The sequence below is a fragment of the Larkinella terrae genome, from assembly GCF_009668025.1.
GTDB classification, from domain to species: Bacteria; Bacteroidota; Bacteroidia; order Cytophagales; family Spirosomataceae; genus Larkinella; species Larkinella terrae.
In genome coordinates, this window is sequence record NZ_WJXZ01000014.1 from 1,107,334 (window position 1) to 1,128,398 (window position 21,065).

The 21,065-nt window shown below is 51.3% G+C and carries 18 protein-coding genes; 9 read left to right on the forward strand and 9 right to left on the reverse strand.

What is annotated here, in order from left to right; all coding sequences use genetic code 11:
- The first annotated feature begins 58 nt into the window (after positions 1–58).
- Positions 59–1,141: a lytic transglycosylase domain-containing protein gene (locus GJJ30_RS26235; RefSeq protein WP_154178128.1), complete on the forward strand. Its 1,083-nt coding sequence runs from the start codon at positions 59–61 to the stop codon at positions 1,139–1,141.
- 167 nt (positions 1,142–1,308) lie between these two features.
- On the opposite strand, the gene GJJ30_RS26240 is transcribed toward GJJ30_RS26235, so the two are convergent.
- Entirely contained in the window at positions 1,309–2,073 is a 765-nt protein-coding gene (locus tag GJJ30_RS26240) for a creatininase family protein (RefSeq protein WP_154178129.1), read from the reverse strand.
- Positions 2,074–2,288: 215 nt separating this feature from the next.
- Positions 2,289–2,678 carry a hypothetical protein gene (locus GJJ30_RS26245; protein WP_154178130.1) on the reverse strand — a complete coding sequence of 130 codons (390 nt, stop codon included), beginning with the start codon at positions 2,676–2,678 and terminating at the stop codon, positions 2,289–2,291.
- Between the two features lie 132 nt (positions 2,679–2,810).
- On the opposite strand from GJJ30_RS26245, the gene GJJ30_RS26250 reads away from it, so the two are divergent.
- The 3 genes from GJJ30_RS26250 to GJJ30_RS26260 all read left to right on the forward strand — a co-directional run bounded on the left by GJJ30_RS26250 (position 2,811) and on the right by GJJ30_RS26260 (position 6,383).
- The gene (locus tag GJJ30_RS26250; protein WP_154178131.1) at positions 2,811–4,181 is read left to right on the forward strand and encodes a cytochrome ubiquinol oxidase subunit I; all 1,371 of its coding nucleotides are present in this window, start codon (positions 2,811–2,813) and stop codon (positions 4,179–4,181) included.
- A 105-nt stretch (positions 4,182–4,286) separates the two neighbouring features.
- The gene (gene cydB / locus GJJ30_RS26255; protein WP_154178132.1) at positions 4,287–5,321 is read left to right on the forward strand and encodes a cytochrome d ubiquinol oxidase subunit II; all 1,035 of its coding nucleotides are present in this window, start codon (positions 4,287–4,289) and stop codon (positions 5,319–5,321) included.
- Between the two features lie 201 nt (positions 5,322–5,522).
- On the forward strand, positions 5,523–6,383 hold the full coding sequence (locus GJJ30_RS26260) for a hypothetical protein (protein WP_154178133.1): 861 nt from the start codon (positions 5,523–5,525) through the stop codon (positions 6,381–6,383).
- 125 nt (positions 6,384–6,508) lie between these two features.
- Here GJJ30_RS26260 and nfi read toward each other — a convergent pair whose 3' ends face one another.
- Positions 6,509–7,201 (reverse strand): deoxyribonuclease V, encoded by a 693-nt coding sequence (gene nfi, locus GJJ30_RS26265; protein WP_154178749.1) that lies wholly within the window; start codon positions 7,199–7,201, stop codon positions 6,509–6,511.
- A gap of 133 nt (positions 7,202–7,334) precedes the next feature.
- Here nfi and GJJ30_RS26270 point away from each other — a divergent pair, with 133 nt between their 5' ends.
- Complete coding sequence (locus GJJ30_RS26270; RefSeq protein ID WP_154178134.1) at positions 7,335–8,048, forward strand: hypothetical protein; 714 nt, start codon at positions 7,335–7,337, stop codon at positions 8,046–8,048.
- 211 nt (positions 8,049–8,259) lie between these two features.
- On the opposite strand, the gene GJJ30_RS26275 is transcribed toward GJJ30_RS26270, so the two are convergent.
- The 4 genes from GJJ30_RS26275 to GJJ30_RS26290 all read right to left on the reverse strand — a co-directional run bounded on the left by GJJ30_RS26275 (position 8,260) and on the right by GJJ30_RS26290 (position 14,451).
- The gene (locus GJJ30_RS26275; RefSeq protein WP_154178135.1) at positions 8,260–9,642 is read right to left on the reverse strand and encodes a serine hydrolase; all 1,383 of its coding nucleotides are present in this window, start codon (positions 9,640–9,642) and stop codon (positions 8,260–8,262) included.
- Between the two features lie 73 nt (positions 9,643–9,715).
- Positions 9,716–12,670 (reverse strand): M1 family metallopeptidase, encoded by a 2,955-nt coding sequence (locus GJJ30_RS26280; RefSeq protein WP_154178136.1) that lies wholly within the window; start codon positions 12,668–12,670, stop codon positions 9,716–9,718.
- Positions 12,671–12,776: 106 nt separating this feature from the next.
- Positions 12,777–13,919, reverse strand: coding sequence for a helix-turn-helix domain-containing protein (locus GJJ30_RS26285; RefSeq protein WP_154178137.1), 1,143 nt, complete (start codon positions 13,917–13,919; stop codon positions 12,777–12,779).
- Between the two features lie 118 nt (positions 13,920–14,037).
- The gene (locus GJJ30_RS26290) at positions 14,038–14,451 is read right to left on the reverse strand and encodes a hypothetical protein (protein ID WP_154178138.1); all 414 of its coding nucleotides are present in this window, start codon (positions 14,449–14,451) and stop codon (positions 14,038–14,040) included.
- Positions 14,452–14,779: 328 nt separating this feature from the next.
- On the opposite strand from GJJ30_RS26290, the gene GJJ30_RS26295 reads away from it, so the two are divergent.
- From GJJ30_RS26295 to GJJ30_RS26310, 4 genes are all read left to right on the forward strand, one after another.
- Positions 14,780–17,278, forward strand: a complete 2,499-nt coding sequence (locus GJJ30_RS26295) for a DUF2339 domain-containing protein (protein WP_154178139.1) — start codon at positions 14,780–14,782, stop codon at positions 17,276–17,278.
- 76 nt (positions 17,279–17,354) lie between these two features.
- The gene (locus GJJ30_RS26300) at positions 17,355–18,560 is read left to right on the forward strand and encodes a hypothetical protein (RefSeq protein WP_154178140.1); all 1,206 of its coding nucleotides are present in this window, start codon (positions 17,355–17,357) and stop codon (positions 18,558–18,560) included.
- Between the two features lie 99 nt (positions 18,561–18,659).
- Entirely contained in the window at positions 18,660–19,454 is a 795-nt protein-coding gene (locus GJJ30_RS26305) for a sialate O-acetylesterase (RefSeq protein ID WP_154178141.1), read from the forward strand.
- Between the two features lie 23 nt (positions 19,455–19,477).
- Complete coding sequence (locus GJJ30_RS26310; protein WP_154178142.1) at positions 19,478–20,344, forward strand: CE1 family esterase; 867 nt, start codon at positions 19,478–19,480, stop codon at positions 20,342–20,344.
- 9 nt (positions 20,345–20,353) lie between these two features.
- Here GJJ30_RS26310 and GJJ30_RS26315 read toward each other — a convergent pair whose 3' ends face one another.
- Together GJJ30_RS26315 and GJJ30_RS26320 are read right to left on the reverse strand one after the other, a co-directional pair.
- Positions 20,354–20,755, reverse strand: coding sequence for a type II toxin-antitoxin system VapC family toxin (locus GJJ30_RS26315; protein ID WP_154178143.1), 402 nt, complete (start codon positions 20,753–20,755; stop codon positions 20,354–20,356).
- Positions 20,752–20,982, reverse strand: a complete 231-nt coding sequence (locus GJJ30_RS26320; RefSeq protein WP_154178144.1) for a type II toxin-antitoxin system Phd/YefM family antitoxin — start codon at positions 20,980–20,982, stop codon at positions 20,752–20,754. Before GJJ30_RS26320 ends, GJJ30_RS26315 begins: the two co-directional genes overlap by 4 nt.
- Positions 20,983–21,065 lie beyond the last annotated feature (83 nt).

Genomic DNA, 21,065 nt, shown 5'->3' on the forward strand with positions numbered 1-21,065 from the left:
ATTGACTTTTTATTAAACCGTGACCGTCGTGTTGACGTAAACAACAACTAAGTCTGTTTTGATAAAAGAAGCTAGTATTTTTCTGATCCTGTCAACGCTCAAACCGATCGGTTTAGCGACAGCGAAAGACGTAAAATCAAGGGAGTTTACGTCGTATTCCAACGGCACCGTCAGTGTGATGTTACCGGGAACCGCAACAATCCAAAGTTTACAGCCGGTCCAATTTTGCGGGGAGTTTGTCCCCCTCAGACAATCTAATGTTACCCGTCGCTGGGTAACGGTTTTACTACAACAATCCCGGCACCGGGATTATCTGCTCCGGCTCCGGAAACGGGCGGTTAAATTTTTTCCGGTCATTGAACCGGTTCTGGCGAGTTACAACATTCCCAGAGATTTCAAGTACCTGCCACTGGTCGAAAGCGACCTGTCGGGTACGAGCACATCCCCGAAGGGCGCCGGTGGTTACTGGCAATTGATGCCCCAAACCGCCCGCGATTTCGGTCTGGTTGTCAGACCCGGAAATGATGAGCGGAGAGACCTGTACAAATCGACGGTGGCCGCCTGCCGCTACCTGCAGGAATTGCACCGCGAGCTGGGCTCGTGGACGCTGGTGGCCGCGGCTTACAACAGCGGGGTTACCCACGTCCAAAACCGCATCGATCAGCAGGGCATTCGGAGTTATTATAACCTGCGGCTCCACCGCGAAACCAGCACGTATTTATACCGCGTTCTGGCTTATAAGGAGTTGCTGACCCGCCCGCGCATGTACAGTGATATGCTGTCGCCTGCGGTGCTGGCCGACCTGACCCGCCCGCTGCCGGGCGAACGGTTTCAGCCGGGAGTTCTGCCGTTTACCCATTCAACCGGTGAACCCGGTGTAGAACCGGAGCCTACCTGGGGACCACGCAGCCGGAATTTTCTGGAGGAAACCCTGGCGCAGATCGTCGGGGATACGGACGAAAACAGCGGAGCGTCGGATGCCGGTTCGGCCTCGATGACCTCATCGCCCGGCCAAACACCTGCCGCCATGGCCGGATTGGTTGGTCTGCGGGTGCTGCGGTTTCGCCGGACGCGGTTGTGGCAGGTTTTTCTGGCCGCCAAACGCAAGATTCAGCCCCTGTTCGACTGGGACTGGGTGTAGGATCAATCCAGATCATAAAAAAGGGGACGCTTGCGTCCCCTTTTTTATGCCCAACTGGTGAGAAAACCGGAGGTTAAAAGGCGGACTTGAGAATCCGGTTGAATTATTTTCAAGTGCGAAACGAACGCCATTTTCCTGGAAAGCCTGCGCAGACACAGAAGTACAGGTTATTCATACAAATCCTTCATATCCAGATTCGCCAGTTCCACCAGAAAACCGCTGATTTTCTGCGTCACGTCTTCAAAATACCGCTTGCCTTTTTCTGCCGTGGCCTGTTTCGGATTACCGATGCCGGTATCTTCCGTCACCTGCGACCATTTGCGCTCGGCCCATGCCCAGCCTTCACGCAGGGCCTGCACTTTCCATTTTTTGGCCGCTCCGTCACCCGCTTCTTCCAGCGGCAATACCAGATCCGGCCGGAGGTGGAGCAACAGACTGGTTTCCATTTCGTCGGCGTGGTCGCCTTTGGGTTCGTCGAAGTACTTCGATTTATCCAGCGTATGAAACCACGAGCAGGTTGTCAGTAACATATTCGGGTACTGAACGCCCAGTTCGCGCAGCATAGTTTTGAAATCGTTCCCGCCGTGGCTGTTCAGAATCAGGAGTTTGCGAATGCCCTGGCGGTTCAGTACCTCGATGATGTCGTTCAGGATCGCCTTCTGGGTGCTCGGGTACAGGTTGATGTCCAGCAAAATATCGGTCTGGCCAGTATTGACGCCGAACGGAATCGTCGGCAACACCATCACCCTGGCACCCTGTTCCCACGCCAGCCGCGCCGATTCGGCCGCAATCGTGTCCGCTTCGATTACGTCCGTGGCGTAGGGCATGTGGTAATTGTGGGCTTCGGTGGCTCCCCAGGGTAAAATGACCAGATCGATGGGTTGGTCGTGGATGTGTTTCCAGTTGGCTTCGGCAAGAATATACGGGCGCATAGGAATGAGTTGTTTCGCGGAGTTAAGTGGAGTCAAAAAGAGTTAAGCGGAGCTGTTTATTTCTCAGCTTAACTCCGCGAAATAACTCTTTTTATATCAAAGCCCGATCATCCGGTGGGTAAAAGCGCACCAATTCACCTTGTTTGTTGCGGGTATACCATTGACCTTCATACCGAAAATAACCTGGACCATTACCCAAAACCGTTTTCTCTGGTTTAGGTAATGGATTGACGGTATGACTCATATTTTTCCCTGATTTCTTTTTTGTTGGTGGCATAGCTGGTCACAATTACGGCAAAAAGTTGGGGACTGTCTGCCCTCTTTTCTAAATAAAAGACTGTGTAATAATACCGGTTTTTGTAAAACGAAATTGCATAATGTTTGTTACTTCTCGTTTTTGGGACTTTGTCAATCAAAACATTGCCTGAAAGCATACTGGCAATTTCCGAAAAACTTACATCGTGCTGGCGTTTTTCATCGTCCACTACAATCAAATTTTCATGATATTGAAACATGATATGGTCGCAATTGACTACCTGAAAAAATAGTTCCGCCCGGCCAAAAGGGGTGAAAATGGTGGTATTTTTCGGCTTGTGATTCATCATTTGTAAGACTTGTTTCCTGCTGGAAAGTCACCTGCTTTGGCGATTTGAATCATTGGTAATAAATCTTGTTCAAAACCATCTTTTCGTGTTCGGTTGCGTAGTAACTTGCCGCCATTCCCATCTCCACCGGCTATGGACAATGTTGAAATCCTTTCCCGCATTCAATTCGCCTTCACGATTGCCTTCCATTATATCTATCCGCCCCTCAGCATCGGCCTCGGCGTTTGTCTGGTTTTCATGGAAGGGCTGTATTTAAAGACAAAAAATAAAGTTTATGAAGAGCTGACCCGGTTTTGGGTCCGGATTTTTGCGCTCATTTTCGGCATCGGTGTCGCCACCGGAATCGTCATGGAGTTCGAATTCGGCACCAACTGGGCGGTTTATTCCCGTTACGTCGGTGATATTTTTGGGAGTGCGCTGGCGGCCGAAGGCATTTTCGCCTTTGCGCTCGAATCGGCTTTTCTGGGCATCCTGATTTTCGGCTGGAACCGCGTCAGCCCCCGCGTCCATTTTCTGTCGACGGTTTTGGTGGCGCTGGGCTCCATGTTCTCGGCGCTCTGGATTGTGGTCGCCAACTCCTGGCAGCAAACCCCCGCCGGTTACCGCATCGAAGGCGAAGGAATGAAAGCCCGCGCTGTGGTTACCGATTTCTGGGAAATGGTCCTGAATCCGTCGTCCATTCAGCGGTATTCGCACGTCCTGATCGGGGCGTTTCTGGCCGGTTCGTTTCTGGTTCTGAGCGTCAGCGCCTGGTATATCGTAAAGCGGAAATATGTGGTTCATTCCAAAAAAGCCTTCACGATTGCGCTTTGGGTAGCCGCCATTTCATCGCTGGGACAGTTGTTTACGGGGCATCAATCGGCTGAAGTCGTCACGAAATACCAACCCGCCAAACTGGCCGCCGTCGAAGGTCATTTTGAAACCGAACCGGCTGATTTATACCTTTTCGGTTGGGTCGATGTGAAAAAGCAGAAGGTGACGGGGGTGAAAATACCGGGCGGTTTGTCTTTTCTGGTACACCAGGATTTCAAAGAACCCATTCCCGGTTTGAACAGTTTCAAAGCCGAAAACCGCCCCGGCGCCATCAATTTTGTGTTTCAGACCTACCACCTGATGGTCGGCATCGGCATGACGCTGATCGGGTTGTGCTGGCTGGCCATCTTTCTGTTGTACCGCAAAAAACTGTTTGAAACCCGCTGGCTGATGGCGGTTTTTGTCGGCTCGGTTCTGCTGCCGCAGATTGCCAATCAGGTCGGTTGGTACACCGCCGAAGTCGGTCGTCAACCCTGGGTTGTATACGGTTTACTCCGAACGTCCGATGCGCTTTCGCAGGCCGTCAAAGCCGAACACGTCCTGATTTCGCTCATTCTGTTCACGCTGGTCTACGTCATCCTGTTCGCCCTATTCATCTACCTGTTAAACAAGAAAATCCAGCACGGGCTTGATGTTCAACCGGATGATTTGGAATCACCCCGTTCAAAATTTAATCCATCTCCCATTTAATTGGGAATGAGCGAATGAGTGATTGAGTGAATAGCTCCGCCATTTTCTGCTCCCTGAAGAGCTATTCACTCAATCACTCATTCGCTCATTTACTCACTGAAAAACATGGATACGATATTAGGTCTCGATCTCCCCACCTGGTGGTTTTTGCTGATTGGTGCGCTCATTAGTGGGTACGGCATTCTCGACGGTTTCGACCTCGGCGCGGGCGCCCTGCATTTGTTTTTCCGGAAAGAACAGAGCCGCCGGATTGTCCTGAACGCCATCGGTCCGGTTTGGGACGGCAACGAAGTCTGGCTGGTGATCGGGGCCGGAGCGCTTTTTGCGGCCTTTCCGCTGGTTTACGGCACGTTGCTGTCGGTTTTTTACCTGCCGTTTATCGTCCTGCTGGTCGCCATTATTTTCCGCGCCATTTCCATTGAATTTCGGAGCAAGGAAGAAATGAAATGGTGGCGCGCAATGTGGGATGTCTGTTATTGCCTGTCGAGCACCACCATCGCACTGCTGTTCGGGCTGGTGCTGGGCAACCTCATTCAGGGTATTCCGCTGGACAAAGACCACCAGTTTGTCGGCCGACTGCTGGATTTCTTCAACCCCTACGCGCTGCTGATTTCCGTAACGGTTTTGTCGTTGTTCATGCTGCACGGAGCCATGTACCTGGCCATGAAAACCGAAGACCGGCTCTACGCCCGCATGACAGTTTTGATCAACCAGACCAGCAAATTCTTCATCCTGTGTTTCATCACCTCCTCAATGGCGACCCTGATTTACGTGCCGCACATGGAAGCCATTTTTCACAAATACCCGGTTATGTTCGCCTTGCCGCTGACGGCGGTTCTGATCGTTCTGAACATGCGCCGGATGATCGAAAAACGGCGGTATCTGCGCGGCTTCATCTCGTCCGGCGTCACCACGGCCCTGCTGCTCATTCTTTTTGCGTCCGGTTTGTACCCCAATCTGGTGCTTTCCCGAACCGATGCGCGGGGAAACATCAGTATTTACGAAGCCGCTTCGACGGACAGTTCGCTCCGAACCATGTTGCTCTTTGCCGTGATCGGCATGCCGCTGGTGCTGACCTACACGGTTTTCGTTTTCTGGACGTTCCGGGGAAAAGTGAAGCTGGAGGAGACGAGCTATTGAAGGAATAAGTTGGCGCCTGAGATCATTCAGCCAATAAACAGGTAATGCCAAAAAAAACGGTTTAGAGAGCTATTTTATCTCTACTTTGTAAAAGTCTATGTATCATAGGTTTAAAATTTCCTGTTGAAACGTCAGGCAGATGGGTGTTAAATGGCATAGCTTTTGGTTTGTATAAACAAACTATAACATACCATACTCATTATGTCTTTTTTACGCAATTCGGTGGTGGTCTTACTTCTGACTACGCTATTCTGTTCCTGTGAAGACCATTTACCGCTTGAATCCCAGCGGCTTCGGCTCAAAAAAACGGTTGAATCGTTCGGCGGTGAAGCTACGCTTACTACTGAGTTTAACTATGACGCCAATGGTCGGCAAATAAGCCAGCAAGCTACTCCATATCCGGCTAATCCGGATTACCCTGACTTCTTCCATTTTTATTACAACGACCAAAGCCGCGTGTCCTACGCTACCGGGAAGTTAGGACCTTCTTTCCTTTTACCGGTGGAGGAACCTCAACCGAACGGTTATCGATTGGATTACCGGTATGACGGAACAGGTCGATTGGAACGAATCAACTACGCATTCACGTTTAAAAACGTTGCCACTTTGCGACCTTACCGGGTACATTATTTTGAGTACAACGCTATGAATCAAGTCGCTAAGATTATACAAAAAGAGATTAATGTTATTCCGGGGCAAGGCACCGATTACGAAAAAAAATTCACTTATGCCAACGGGAATATTACGCAAGTAGATCAGGTCATTTATGCAGTTGGCACAAAGAACGTCACATTTCGCAATCGGTTTTTGTATACGTATGATAACAAACCTAATCCATACTATGGACTGAGCGGCCTAAATGTACCTTTGGTACTGATGTTCAGCCGCAATCACTATACGAGTTATTCAAGTCAGTCCATCGGTGAAGACGGTTCGGTCGGAGTAAGTACAAATAATTCCCACGAAGTTACTTACAATGCTCAGGGCAATATCGCCAGTTGGCGGGGGTATGTCGGTAACTTTGGCTCAACTAAAATTGACTTTGAGTACGAATCATATTGAATAATCCAATGGTTGAGTCGCGGAGTCAAGCGGAGGTTTTAAAACCTTCGCTTGACTCTTTAAACGCTGCTCAAGGTCGCGAAATAAGTCAACGCTTAAGTCGTAAAAAACCGGCATACCCCGGACTAATGCCCGGCGGTCCGTTCGCCCCGGCGCAGCGCGTTGACCAGGTTGTGCGTCCGGCGCGTCGGTTCGGGAATCCGATAACCGCCATCACAGCGCAACGTCAGATCAATCGCAGTTGGTAAATCAATCAGATGCCCCGGCGACACGTAGACGGGATTCACCCGGTTTTTGGTGCGCAAAGCCACGCCGATGGTTTCGCCGTAGTGCTTCATGAGCGACCACGCGCCCCGCTCGGGAGCCGGTTCGTCGTATTTTCCCACCAGCACCGATTTGCCGCAACCGAACGTCGGGCGGTTCAGGAACAAACCGGCGTGCGACGCAATGCCGATCCGGCGCGGGTGAGCGGTGCCATGTCCATCGAACATCACCACATCGGGCTCCGTTTTCAGTTTCGACCAGGCTTCGAGCAGCGACGGAATCTCGCGAAACGACAGCAAACCGGGTACATACGGAAAGGTGGCCGAACTGATCACGCCCACTTCCTCAATCACTTCCAGCGTAGCCAGCCGCAGCACCACAATCCCGGCGTAAACCGTTTCTTCAAATTTATTAAAGGAAATGTCGCAGCCCGCAATCGTCTCGACCGGTTTGGTCAGCGGCTGAATCCGGATTTCGTGCCGCAGTTGCTGCTGAAGCGCGACGGCTTCGGTGGGGGTGACATGCCAGTCGTGAAGTTGTTGGTAGGTTGCCATCGGTTCGGTTTTGTTGCCTTCTTCTAACTCCATTTTCCACATCGAAGTTTTAAAGACCAAACCCACGCCCGGTTTTTTCTACGGCAATCTATTTTTTCGTTAGTTTTGGTCACAAACCTTCTCTTACATTCTCATGAAAAAAATCATCCTGATCCTGATCCTGTTGCCAGCGCTTTCGTTCGGGGCTTTTGCCCAAACCATGCCCTCGGCAGACGAGATTTTCGCGAAATACGTGGCGGCTATTGGTGGCAAAGATTTCCTGGCGACCATTACCGATCTGAACATCCAGATGTCGACTGAAATGCAGGGCAATTCGATGAATATCACGCTGAAACAGAAAGCACCGAATAAATATTCCCGGGTGATGCTGGCCGGTGGGATGGAGGTTTTCAAGATTACCAGCGACGGCACCAAAGTGGCAATGGGCGGTATGCGCGGAAACGGTCAGGTACTGGAAGGAAAAGACGCCCAGCAAAGCATCCTTCAGGGCACGCTCATCCCGGAATTGCACTTTGCGGAGTTAGGAGTTAAAAGCACCGTGGAAGGAATTGAAAAAGTGGATGGAAAAGATGCCTACAAAGTGAAACATACGGCCGCCGATGGCACAGCGTTGTGGACCGATTATTACGATACAACTTCCGGGCTAAAAGTTCAATCGGTTGCCATGCAGAAATCGCCCCGTGGGGAGATGCAGCAAACGACTCAATATGCTGATTATAAAGATTTTAAAGGTCTTAAGTATCCATCCACCATCTCGCAGGGAAACGGCCAGTTTCAAATGCAGATCGCGGTCGACAAAGTCAAAATCAACGACGGCATCAAGGATTCGGAATTTGTGGTTAAATAACCCTGTCAGCGGCCGAGAGGCCCTGACAGCGGTTGGATTCTAGAAACATCTGCCGAGAGGCCTGGCAGCGGTTGGATTCTGGAAACACCTGCCGAGAGGCCCTGACAGCGGTTGGATTCTGGAAACATCTGCCGAGAGGCCCTGACAGCAATTGGATTTGAACAATCAGTTTCTCCAAACCGCTGTCAGGGCCTGTCGGCCGCTGACAGGGTTAGATTCTCTTCGCGACAATGTCACCGCCCTGGTGCACAACAACTTGCGTGATCGTGCCGCTGGCATCTTTATGAAAGGTTAGCTGGGCTTCCACCGCTTTCAGGAAGAAATTGGTTTCGTTTTCGGCAAACAGCTCAAATTTCGGCTGACCGGTTACCTGCAAAAACAGTTTTCCGGCTTCGAGCGTGATCGCTAGTGTCCGCTCTGGTGCCAACTGGTATTTGCCCACGTATTGCCGGAGCACGGTTTCGCTGACCGCAACGGCTTTTCGGTTTGCCGGAAGTTGGTAGGGCACGTCGTACAGGATTTTGAGCACATCCGTAGCAATGGGATCCAGTGAGGTCAGGTCCGACACATCGTCGACGTTGCTCAGCAGAATTATCACCGCATCGTCTTCCGGAATCTGCACATAGAAAGTGCCAAAACCGTTGATATTTCCGTTCTGGAAGATGAGTTTTTTCGTGTTGTCCATCGTCGTGATTCCCCAGCCGTAACCCCAGCTACCGTTATTTGGGGGCGAAATAGCCACTTCCCAACTTTCCGGTTTCAGCATCCGGCGGTTTTGCACTACCCGCGACCAGCGGTACAGATCTCCAACTGAACTATACATCCCGCCAGCCGCGTAGGCCACCGTGGAATCCACCGGCGATTGCGGCACCAGCACCGAATCTTTCCGGAACGAATACCCGGTTGTTTTCCCACGATCTTTCAGGTTAATGAAATCAAAACCGGTTTTTGTCAACTGCAACGGTTTCAAAAACCGCTCCCGTACGACGGTTTCGAACGGTTTTCCGGTGACTTTCTCGACAATCAGGCCCAGTAGATAATACCCCGAATTGGTGTAATTCACCGCCGTTCCCGGCTTGGCCGTCAGCGGTTTATCCCGAAACTGCTCGATCATCCATTCCTTCGGAACTGGCCGGGTAACCCGGGCGCTGTCCGGGCCGTACAAAATCTTTTTGAAATCGTAAATGCCGGACGTATGCAGGAACAATTGCTCCAGCGTGATCTGGTCGCCTTGCGGATAATCCGGGAAATACTGATTCAATTTGTCGGTCAGCGACAATTTTTTCTCTTCCTGCAATTGCAGAATCACCGCGCCCGTAAACGTTTTGGTGATCGAACCGAGCTGGAAAATGCTGTTGGTATCGTTTGGAATTTGCCGGGCCACATCGTGCCAGCCGTAGCCTTTTTTCAGGAGAATTTCGCCCTTGCGGGCCACGAGGGCCGTGCCGTTGAAACGGTGAAGTTTGGCGGAAACCGTTAGATATTCATCCAGCTTGTCGGCGGTGGTTGGCGGTTTTGCGGTTGGCTGCGCAAGAAGTTGGGCAACGGTGGCAACGGTCACAAGAAGGCTCAGCGCCCAAAAACGTATTTTCATCGGGTTGTTGTTTTTGGCTCAAAACAGCACCAAAACCGGCCCCAAATCTGCTCAAATCCGGATTTGAGCGTTCTTATTGTCGGTTGCTTTGCGGTTCTTCCACTTCCACCTTGACGAAAAACCGGGTTTCGTCCACTTCAAAGTCGTCGATCTCCATATTTGGTAACGTCATCGTTTGCCAGTTCGTCGTGGGTTTGATGAGGTTAAACTGATCCGGCTTTTGGGTCACGGCAATTGGCATCCGAAAATTCGGCACGTCGGCTTTCCAGCGGTACTTGACCGCGAGCGATGAACCCTTTTGCACCAGTTGAACTTCCAGCGTCGGAATAGCGGTGCAATTCAAATATTGGTCAAAAAACCAGGTGTAATCCGTTCCCGTTTTTTCGTTGATATAACCGACAATATCCTTCGTTGTAACGGTTTGTAACCGAAACCGCTGCTGCATTCCTTTCAGGATATCCGCCCAAAGCCGGTCGTTGTTGAGCGCGTGCCGAAAGGTATACAGCATCAGCGCACCTTTGGCGTACATGTCACCGATCTCGTAGTGAATGTGATTCACATCCCGTACCCCGACAATCGGCTCTTTGCCAATCACCTGCGGACGCAGGGATGCGATGTACCCCAATTCGCCCTCTTCCAGCATGGTCGAGTCGAGGTAAAGCCCTTCCGAATAGGTCGCGAACGCTTCGTGAATCCATAGATCGGCCATGTCTCGGCAACTGAGGTTGTTACCCCACCATTCGTGCGACACCTCGTGCCAGACCAACTGCCTATGCCGCAGCGTGTCGGCCAGCGTCAACGGACCGGCACTGTCGTTCGGCATTTTCCCGAATGAAACCGCACTCTGGTGTTCCATCGGATAGAGCGATTCCATCAGTGTAAATCCGTCGCGGGGAAAGGGATACGGGCCGTAGTGCTTTTCCAGCGTTGCCAGCATCGGTTTCACACCGTTGAACACCCAGCGGAATTTCACCTGGTTATAGGGCATGCAGTAGTAATCCAGTGTCAGCGAATCCGGACCGTAGGTTTCGCGCCGGTGGGCGTAGTTGCCGATGTTCAGCGTCACGTTGTAATTGTTGATCGGGTAACTCACGTACCACTCAAATTCCGTCCAATTGTTGGGCAGGGCGGTTTTTTGCCGCAATCGCCCGTTGGCAATAGCCATCAGCCCGTTCGGCACGGTGACGCGGATGCGCAGGCTGTCGGGTTCGTCGGAGAGGTGATCTTTGTTGGGCCACCACAAACTCGCGCCCGACCCCTGACAAACCACCTGAACCCAGGGATGGCCGTCGCGGTCTTTTTCCCACAGAAAGCCGCCCATCATCGGCACCTTGAAATCCGGTACCTGCGGGATTCCCGAATATTCGATTTCCAGTTCCTGTTCGCGGCCCGGCAGGAGTTTTTCGGGAAACTGCACAAAAACCGCATCGAATTCCCGGGTGTAGACCAGCGGTTTTCCGGCGTATAAAATCCGGTGAATCAGCATGTTGACGTATAAGTCCAGTTGCAGTTTATCCAGCGGAGCCAGCACCCGAAACCGCATTTTGTTCCTGCCGCTGACGGCCTTCCTGTCGATATCTACCTTTACGGCCAGGTCATAGAATGTTACATCGTAATTGCTGCGCAAGGGCGTGAGTTTGCCCCGGAGCGTATCGGCGCGACTGAAGCCGTTCTGCCGATTGCCGACGGGTTTCGAAATCCGGTGGTGAACCCGGTTTTGCCCGGAATCCAGTTTCGCCGGGGCCGGAACCATGACCTCAGTTTTTTCAGAAACCGTATCGGTCGGCGCCCGCTGCTGGATGTTGTAGTTTTCCCAGAAATTCGGGTCGTTCTGGTTGCCAATCAGGTGCTGAAATGGACTATTGTTTTCAGCAATGTTGCCTTCGGTAAAAGGTTGAATTCCTTTTGGCCCAACCTCCGTAACGGTCAAACTGGTGGACACTTCCCAGCGTTTGTCGATCAGGTTCCGCGACGGACTATTAATACGAAAACCGTATCGCCTTTCAACGTTGCGCATATTCCAGCGGCCTTCGTGTTGGGCAAACGTAACAACTTCCTTTAAATCGGTAAATTTCAGGGTTAATTTATGGACCGCCGACGCCATCATTTTTAAGAACCAGTCGCGGTTGTTTTCCGCATCAATGGCGGCTTGCGTAGCCTGGAATTCAAACTGAACAAACGCCATCGTTTGAGCATCGATGTAGAGCTTTCCCGTACCAAACGCTTTTCTCTTCCGTTTGCCGGGTTTAAAATCGATGACATACATCAGTCGATCGCCCTTGAGGGTGCTCAGCGTTAAATCGTAATACTCATAATTCCGTTCATTAATAATATTTCGTCGATAAGAAGCCAGTTTTACTAAGTCGCAGTAAAGCAGCAGGTTCCGGGCTCCGTTGCTTAAATTGATAATGGGCGGTAATTGATGAATGGCCCGATCATATTCCTTTTTCCGGCCTTTAATCACCTTCATACCATCTTTGATTTCGGTCTGGTTATAAGCCGCTTTGTAGACGGACAACACGGCTTCGCTGGAAACCACCGGTTTATGGTCGAATTGCTGGTCTTCCCGGTAAAAAGCCGTCATCTGCACCGAGGTCGTGTCGTAATTGCGCGGAATGGCGGCCACGGCTTCCCGCAGAATATCTTCGGCGGTTTTCCGGCGGGCCTGCACCCGCACCTCATCCAGCGTCACGGCTGCGGTTTTCAGGCGAATGAGCAGGGTTTGACCAGTTACCGCCGACACCTGTTTTTTAAACGACTGATACCCGACGCTGGACACGTTCAGGCTGTCGCTCGCATACGAATCCGGCACCTTCAATACGAAGGTGCCGACCACATTGGAAACCGTACCGATGCCCCGGCCCACCACCGAGATACTCGCAAACGGCACCGGTTCGCCGGTGTCCTGATTGATAATTTTTCCGGAAAGCGTCAGGTAGTTGGTCGATTGGGCAATTGCGCAACCGGCGAAAAACGTAAAAAGAAGTCCAAAAAGGGAAAACCGGACGTGATTTGTTGAATACCGCATTGGGCCTGTTTTTGGGTCAAAACAAGTTAAAACAAAGCCCGCAATCTGCTCAAATCCGGATTTGAGAGGTAATTTAGATGCATCACAACCCCTTTGGGGTTGGTGGTCAGGCAGTTTCGCGGTTCATGTACTCCCGGGGCGAAAAACCGGTTAGCTGTTTGAAACTCCGCTGGAAGGTGGCCTGGGAGTTAAAGCCGCATTCGAACGCGATGCCGGTCAGCGTCAGGTTGGCGTAGGCCGAATCGTTCAGCCGCCGTTTCACTTCTTCCAGCCGGTACTCGTTGACGAACGCGTTGAAACTCTTGCCGAGGTGCTGATTTAACACCGCCGAAATGGTTTTGGGCGAAACCTGCAAATGCCGTCCGACTTTCTCGACGGTCAGTTCGGGGTCCAGGTAGAGCTTATCGGTTTCCATCGCTTTCCGCAAACCGCTCGACGTTTCCAGAACCAGTTCATCCGGCAAAACCGTAGCGACTGGTTTACGAACGGGTTCAGTTTGGGGAAGATCGGTGCTGCGCGCATTCAGGTAACCACCCAACCCAATCCAGTAAATCATGATTGCAATCGGGATGTAGAGCGGGTACCAGCCAAACGCGTCCAGTAGCGCATTGCTGGTTTGCGGAAGAATATACGGAATTAAATGCAGCAGCCAGATGGTTTGGAAAACCAGAAAAACCGTAATGAATTGCCGGAGCCAGCGCATTTTGGTCCGTTGCAGTTCTGTCAGTTCCGGATTCGTCTGCTGGAATCGAGACAACCAGCGATTGGTGAGAAACAGATAAATGGCGGCTGAAATCCAGCGGGGAATATCGGCGTATTTATCGTATTCGTCCATCAGCCAACCGACTTTCCGGTTATCGCTATGCTCAAAAAAGCCGAATAGAAGGCCAAACAGAAAGACCCAGGCCATCAGTTTACTGCCAAAATCGAGCACTGTGGGCCAGAAATGCCGCTTTTCCCGTTTGCCCAGCCGAAACTCGGGGTCGAGCATCGAGCGGGTATAAAAATAGACCAGCGGCCCGAACGGCATCGCGATGATCAGCGGAATGAAATCGACAAACAGGTTGATCCAGCCATTCATGATCGGAATCCCGACCGCCAGACTGGCCGACGCCAGCAAACCGACCAAAACCGCCAGCAACCGATTCGACAACCGCCGTCCTTTGGGGTTAAACCACAACAAAACCGCCAGGATAAAACCCTGCGCGGTGCCGAGTAAAAGAATCAGGTCCAGCGGTGGAATAGTCATCCGGCAAATTACCGAAAAGATTGACATCGCTCAACGGAAACTGGGCTTTCCCACAAAAAATAAACCCGCCCTCTCGTTGGAGAAGACGGGTTTGAGATGATAGCTGAACTCGTTCGGATTAGCCCCGGCGACCATACCCATTTCCACGGTCGAAGCGGTTGTTGGATTGTTGGAAGGCAATCCATTTCTGCAATTGTTTTTTGTTCAGCACATCCAGCATTTCCTGCTGTTTCTGGGCCTGCAGACGCTGATACTGCTGGGGATTCCGGCGCTGCATCGTCACCATTTCCATGTGGTCGTAGCGATCCTCAATGCGCTTCAGCTCTTTTTCCTGTTTCCGCGACAGATCGACGATGGCGTCCAGTTTATCGATTTTGATGTCTTCTTTCACATCGTCGAAGCGCGAACCGGGTTTGGTATTGTTGAACGGCGCGTTCGGACGATTGGCATTCGGATTATAGGGACGCTGAGCCAGTGAAACAGTGATGCTTAGGAAGGCTGCGGCTGCGAGGGATAAGATTGTCGTTTTCATGATTGTACGTTGTTTATTTGTGCGTTACTGATTCTTAGAGGGCGGTTTTGGTATGGCGTTTAACCGGTTTTTCCACCACTCGACCGGGAGAAGGTTTTTACCGATCAGCCGGATCATTTTACCGATTAACGCCTGCGAGTTACAAACCGGAGACGGTGATTTGTCAATCCATTTCCGCCAGTTGTCAAGTTGCAGTATTCAATCCCCGCCCCATTCGCAAACTTTACATTGAAAAGGTTTGTCTCAGGCGCGCGCTTCGTGTATCTTACCAGCGTGTACGAGTCAACCCAAACGGACTTTTGCCACCCACCTACCCGCCGACCGCTCTATGGAAGCGTTTCTGTTAGTCATCGTCATTGTCCTGATTCTGATTGGGTTTAGTCGATTCAGCGATGTCAAACAATTGGTTCTGCGACAAAACGAGGAGTTGGGTCGCCTGCGCGCCGACCTGGCCCAAATCCGCAACCTGTTCGAAACCGGCGACCGGCCCGCTTCGACCCAAAAACAGACCATTCTGGACGAGCGCGGAGCGGTGATTGAAATGGTGGACGACCCGGTTCCCCCCGTTATTGTTCCGAACAAGCCAGAACCGGTTGCTGAACCCATCGAAAGCAAACCCCCGGTATTTGATCCGGAAGGCGTGTTGCCTCCGCCGATTCCGCAGGTCAGCGAAGAGCCGGTTGCCCCGGTTTTGCCCACGCTGCCCCCGGTTTCGGCCGAACCGCAACTGTCGTTCTTTCAACGGTTTCTGCGCGACAATCCCGACCTGGAGAAATTCATCGGCGAAAACCTTATCAATAAAATCGGGATCGGAATTCTGGTGCTTGGCATTGGCTACTTCGTCAAATACGCCATCGATCAGAACTGGATCAACGAAATTGGCCGCGTGCTGATCGGTATTCTGGCGGGCGGGGCCTTGATCGGCGTGGCGCATCGGCTGCGGAATTCGTTCGGGGCCTTCAGTTCGGTGCTGGTTGGGGGCGGCCTGGCGGTTTTGTATTTCACCATCGCCATTGCGTTTCAGGATTACCACATTTTCAGCCAGACAACCGCGTTTGCGCTGATGGTTGTCATCACCGGTTTTTCGGTCTTGCTGGCAATTACCTACAACCGGGTGGAGCTGGCGGTGGTGTCGCTGGTGGGCGGTTTTGCCACGCCATTTATGGTGAGTTCCGGCGAAGGGAATTACGTCGTGCTGCTGACCTATATTCTCATGCTGGACGTCGGCATGCTGGTGCTGGCGTACTTCAAAAAGTGGAATCTCGTTCACATTGTCGCCTACGGTTTTACGGTTTTGCTCTACGGCGCCTGGCTGTCGGAGGTGGTCATCGATCATAAACTACCGGCCACGGGCGCGTTTGTTTTTGCCACGCTGTTCTACGTCGTTTTCATGGCAATGAATCTGATCAACAACCTGAAAGAAAACACCCGGTTTTCGGCACTGGAAATCAGTTTGTTGCTCAGCAGTACGGCTTTCTTTTTTGCTGCCGGAATGGTCATTCTGGAAAATAGCGATCACAAAGCGCTTCAGGGCTTATTTACAGTGACGCTGGCCGTGGTCAACTTTGGTCTGGCTACGTTCCTGTATCGTCGTGAAGCCGTCGATCGCAACCTGATTTATTTGTTGATCGGCCTGGTCATCACGTTTGTGAGTCTGGTCATACCGATTCAACTGGAAGGTAATTTCATCACGATGTTCTGGGCGCTCGAAGCCGTGTTGCTGCTGTGGCTGTCGCAGAAATCCGGTCTGAAGTTGATCTCGACGGCTTCCATTCTGGTGCTGGGACTAATGTTCGTCAGTTTAGGGATGGATTGGGCGGCTTTATACGGAGCCAATGTTGTTCCGCAGATGCCCATTCTCCTCAATAAAGCGTTCATCACCAGCGTCGTTTCCGTTGTCGGTTTGGTAGTTACGCTCCGTTTGCTGAACACCCAAACCGAGCCTTTCCGGTTCTGGGTTGGTCAACTGGAGGTGCACAACTACCGGGCGTTCGTGCGGTTTATGCTGATTCTGACGCTCTATTTGAGCGGTATTTTTGAACTGGATTACCAATCGGCAAACCGCATCGGCTTTGGCCCGAACCAGGTCATTCTGATGGGCTGTTACAACCTGGCTTTCGCGACCGGTTTGCTGTTTTGGGCGCAGCGTTTTGGCCAACGCGGTTCGATGTGGATCACCGTCGGGCTCGGTCTGGTCGGTATCATCGCGTATCTGGCCACGTTCAGCCCGGCCACGATGGAACTCTTGAACGATTATTTTCTGGGCTCCGAGCCAAGCCTGATTGGCTTTCTGGTGCATTATTTCAGTGTCGTTTTCGCGCTGCTGATTCTCTGGCTCATCGACCGCAACAAGGCCCGTCTGGAGCCGCTGCCGCCCGTTATTCTCCGCTTGTGGCCCTGGTTTATTGGTTACGTGATCGTTTACATTTCCACTTCGGAACTGTTTGCACACGTGATTTATTTCAGTTTTGCGGGATCAAAAAGCGGTGGTTTGGCGGGTCAGCCCGCGATGGAGCGTTTCGACGAAATCCTGATTCAGATCAATAAAGTCGGGTTGCCCATCCTCTGGGGCGTTTGCGCGTTCGCGTTCATGTGGGTGGGACTGAACCGCAAAAACCGCCAGCTCCGGATTCTGTCGCTCAGTCTTTTTGGCCTGACCATCGCCAAACTCTTCCTGTACGACATTCAGGGCATTTCGGAGGGCGGAAAAATTGCCGCCTTCATTTCCCTGGGCGTGCTGCTGCTGGTGATTTCGTTCATGTACCAGAAAATCAGGAAATTAATTCTTATCGACGACACGCATGCGCCCCAGGAGCCGGTTTCTTAGCGGTTACTCCCAACCCCCTAAAGGGGGCTTTTCCAGCTGGTTAAATGTCCCCTTTAGGGGGTTGGGGGTTGCATTTTTGTTTACATTCCTCTGGACTGCCAGTCGGGCGCAATCCTTCAACTTCCGGTCCAAGCTTCCGGCCGTTCAAAAAACCGGTTATTACCGCATTCTGCTTCCGCCTTCGGTCGTTGGCCAATTGAAGGCAGACCGCAGCGACATTCGGTTATTCGACGAAAAAAAACAGGAAATACCGTACATTCTGAACCGGGAACAACCAAGTCAACAGGTTCAATTCAAGGAATATGAGCTGGTTAGCAAGATAACTTCCGCCGTTTCGACCAAACTGGTTTTGCGAAACGGCAACAAAAATCCGATCAGCTCGCTCGGACTGATCATTAAAAACACGAATCTCCGCAAGAAGGCCCGGCTGAGCGGAAGCAACGACGCCCAAACCTGGTACGGCATTGAGGATAATTACCTGTTGGAACCGGTCGCCAGCACCGAAACCACTTCGGAAGCCCGAATCATCGGTTTTCCGCTGAGCGATTATCCATATTATCAACTGGAAATCAACGACTCCCTGAGCGCTCCGCTGAATATTCTCGAAGTGGGGTATTACACCACCACCGCCGAAGCGGGCCAGTATTCGGCGATTCCCGGCGTGTCGTTCTCGCAGAAAGAACTTCCGGATGGTCATAAAAGTCAGGTTAGGATCCGTTTGGCGGACTTATCCCGGCCGGATAAACTGACGATTTCGGTTGATTATCCGGTGGAATACCGCCGAAGCGTAGAACTGGCCGAACGCCGAACCTGGAAAACGAAACGCAGACGCCTGCAATCGGGATTTGAAACCCTGAAAACGTTCGAACTCAACTCCATCGACAGCTTGCACACGGTGTTGCTGCCCGATTTGCAAACGAAAGAGTTGTACCTCCTCATTGACAATCAGAATAATCGACCGTTGAAAATTGGCGCGATTCAGGCCCAGCAACTGAACACCTACGTGGTAGCGGAGTTGGAGCCGGGAAATTCCTACCATTTTGCGTTCGGCAATCCGGCGGTGGGTGCACCAACCTACGATTTGCCTTATTTTAAAAATAAAATACCAGCTAAGTTACCTGTCATTCAGGCGTATCCATTAAAAGCGGAACCGGTTTCCACGGAATCTTCTCCTTCCTTTTTTGCCGCCAATCCCTGGGTTATCTGGGTCGCTATCGGGCTGGTTCTGGTGCTGCTGAGTTATTTTTCCTACCAGATGGTTACGGATCTGAAAAACCGGTAGCTTTCGTTCTTGCGTAAGAAAAAAGACCTTGAGCCTGAAAAACGGCGGTAAAACACAGTATAATTGGGGTGGTGACGGTTTTTGCTAAAAACGAATGCTATGACTCGAGTCGTCAAAACCGCTTTTTTTGCGCTTATTGTGGGTATCACGCTGGCTTTCCGGCAAGATGTGCCGCCCCGGCTCCACTTATTTTTGCTCATCGGTCAATCCAACATGGCGGGGCGCGGTGTTCCCGAAGCGGAGGATCAGCAGCCGAACCCGCACGTCTGGATGCTCACCAAGGAGCAAACCTGGGTTCCGGCCCGCGACCCGATGCACTTTGATAAACCGGCCGTCATCGGTGTGGGGCCGGGTTTGTCGTTCGCGAAAAAACTGGCTGCGGCTTACCCAAACCTCAACATTGGTCTGGTGCCCTGCGCCGTCGGCGGTTCTGGAATCGATGTCTGGAAACCGGGCGCATACTACGAACCGACGAAATCCTATCCCTACGACGATGCCTTGCGCCGGGCCCGCAAAGCCCTGGAAAACGGTCAGTTGGCCGGTTTTATCTGGCACCAGGGTGAATCGGACTCGACGCCCGACAAGGCAAAAGTTTACGAAGACAAACTGGTGGACCTCGTGCAGCGGTTTCGGACGGAATTGAATGCACCCGACGTGCCGTTTATGATGGGAACGCTGGGCGATTTTGTCGTCAGTCGCAATCTGGACGCCGGGACCATCAACCAAACCCTGCAGCGGGTCACCAGGCGCATTCCCAATTCGTATTGCGTGCTGGCCACCGGCCTGGTTCACAAGGGCGATTCCACCCATTTTGACACGCCATCGGCCCGAACGCTGGGGCAGCGATATGCCGAGGTATTTATCCAGAAGAAACTACTAAAAACCAGACCATAAAAACCGGTCTGTTTCCCAGATTTATGCAACGATTGTTCACCATTCTCTTCTTGGCGTTATCGATCGGATCGGCTCAAGGCCAGCTCGTTAGCGATTCGCTGTTGATAGACGGTCATTACCGGACGTTTCATTTTCTGAAACCGGCGAAACCGATGGCTACCCTGATTTTTGCCCTGCATGGGTCGGGCGGCAACGGGCAGGGCGTTCGGAATGGCGCAAAAAAACTGGAAGAAATTGCCCCCGCCGAGAACCTTCTGCTGGTTTATCCCGATGGTTACAAGCGGTATTGGAACGAGTGCCGGAAAACCGCTCAGTCGGCGGCCAACCTGGAGAATATCGACGAAAATGCCTTTTTTGGTCAAATGATCGACTATTTTTCCGAAAAATACAAAATCGATACCCGGCGGGTTTTTGCCGTTGGAACCTCCGGGGGCGGGCATATGGCGTATAAACTGGCGCTGACCATGCCCGAACGGTTCCGGGCTATCACCGCGCTCATTGCCAATTTGCCCGACACGAACAACTTCGACTGCGTGGAAAAAAGAATTGCGGTTCCTGTCATGATAGTCAACGGAACGGCCGACCAAACGAACCCCTACGAGGGCGGGGAGGTCAAAACCAACGGGATTAGTCTGGGGTTGGTGCGGTCGACAGATCGAACGTTTCAGTATTGGGCGGACCTGGCCGGTTACCGGCAAAAACCGCTGAAAGAACTGCTGCCCGATACCGATCCCAGCGACGGTAAAACCATCGAGCGGTATACGTACAAGGAAAAAGGAAAACCGGAAGTGACGCTGCTGAAGGTGCTGAATGGCAAACACGATTACCCGAACGACATCAATGTGTATCTGGAAGCCCTGGCGTTTTTCAGGCGGCAGATGACGCTGTAACATTGACTATCAGGAAATTACTCGCAATCCTTCCGAACCATATTTCCTTACATTCTCATCATCGCTGATGAATATGTAGTTCGCTTTGATGGCTTGCCAGATCAATAGGCGGTCGAAAGGATCTTTGTGATAATCAGCAGTTAACTGATAATATGAACTGGTTTCCAAATTGGTAAGTGGGATTATTTCAAAACCGGACTCAAGGCAGATTTTTGGCAAATCGTCAGGCCTAAGATCATCTAATCCAATTTTTCCCGAACGGATTTTGATGGAAATTTCCCAAAAACTTACGGCGCTGACATACACTTGATTGTCTCTGCGATTAGTGACAATCGTACGCACCATACCGGATAATTTGCTTGGCTCAAACAAGAGCCAGATCAAAATGTGCGTATCCAATAGATACTTCATATATCAAACTCTTCACTTGATGTTACCCCAAAATCATCTCTCAGAAAGTATTTTTTTCCTTGCAGCAAACCTAATTTTCGGGGTTTGATTTCTTCTTCTTTAGGAATAAGAAATGCTTTTACTACTTTCCTCTTACCAAAGGTGATGGCTATTTTTTCTCCCGCTTCAACTTCTTTCAAAACTTCAGAAAAATGGGTTTTGAGTTCACCCACGCTCATGGTTTTCATAATTCGACAATTAAATTTCTTCACTAAAATAAATTTTTCTGGTCAACTTGACAAGAAAAAGTATTTCTATAGCGGCCAAACCA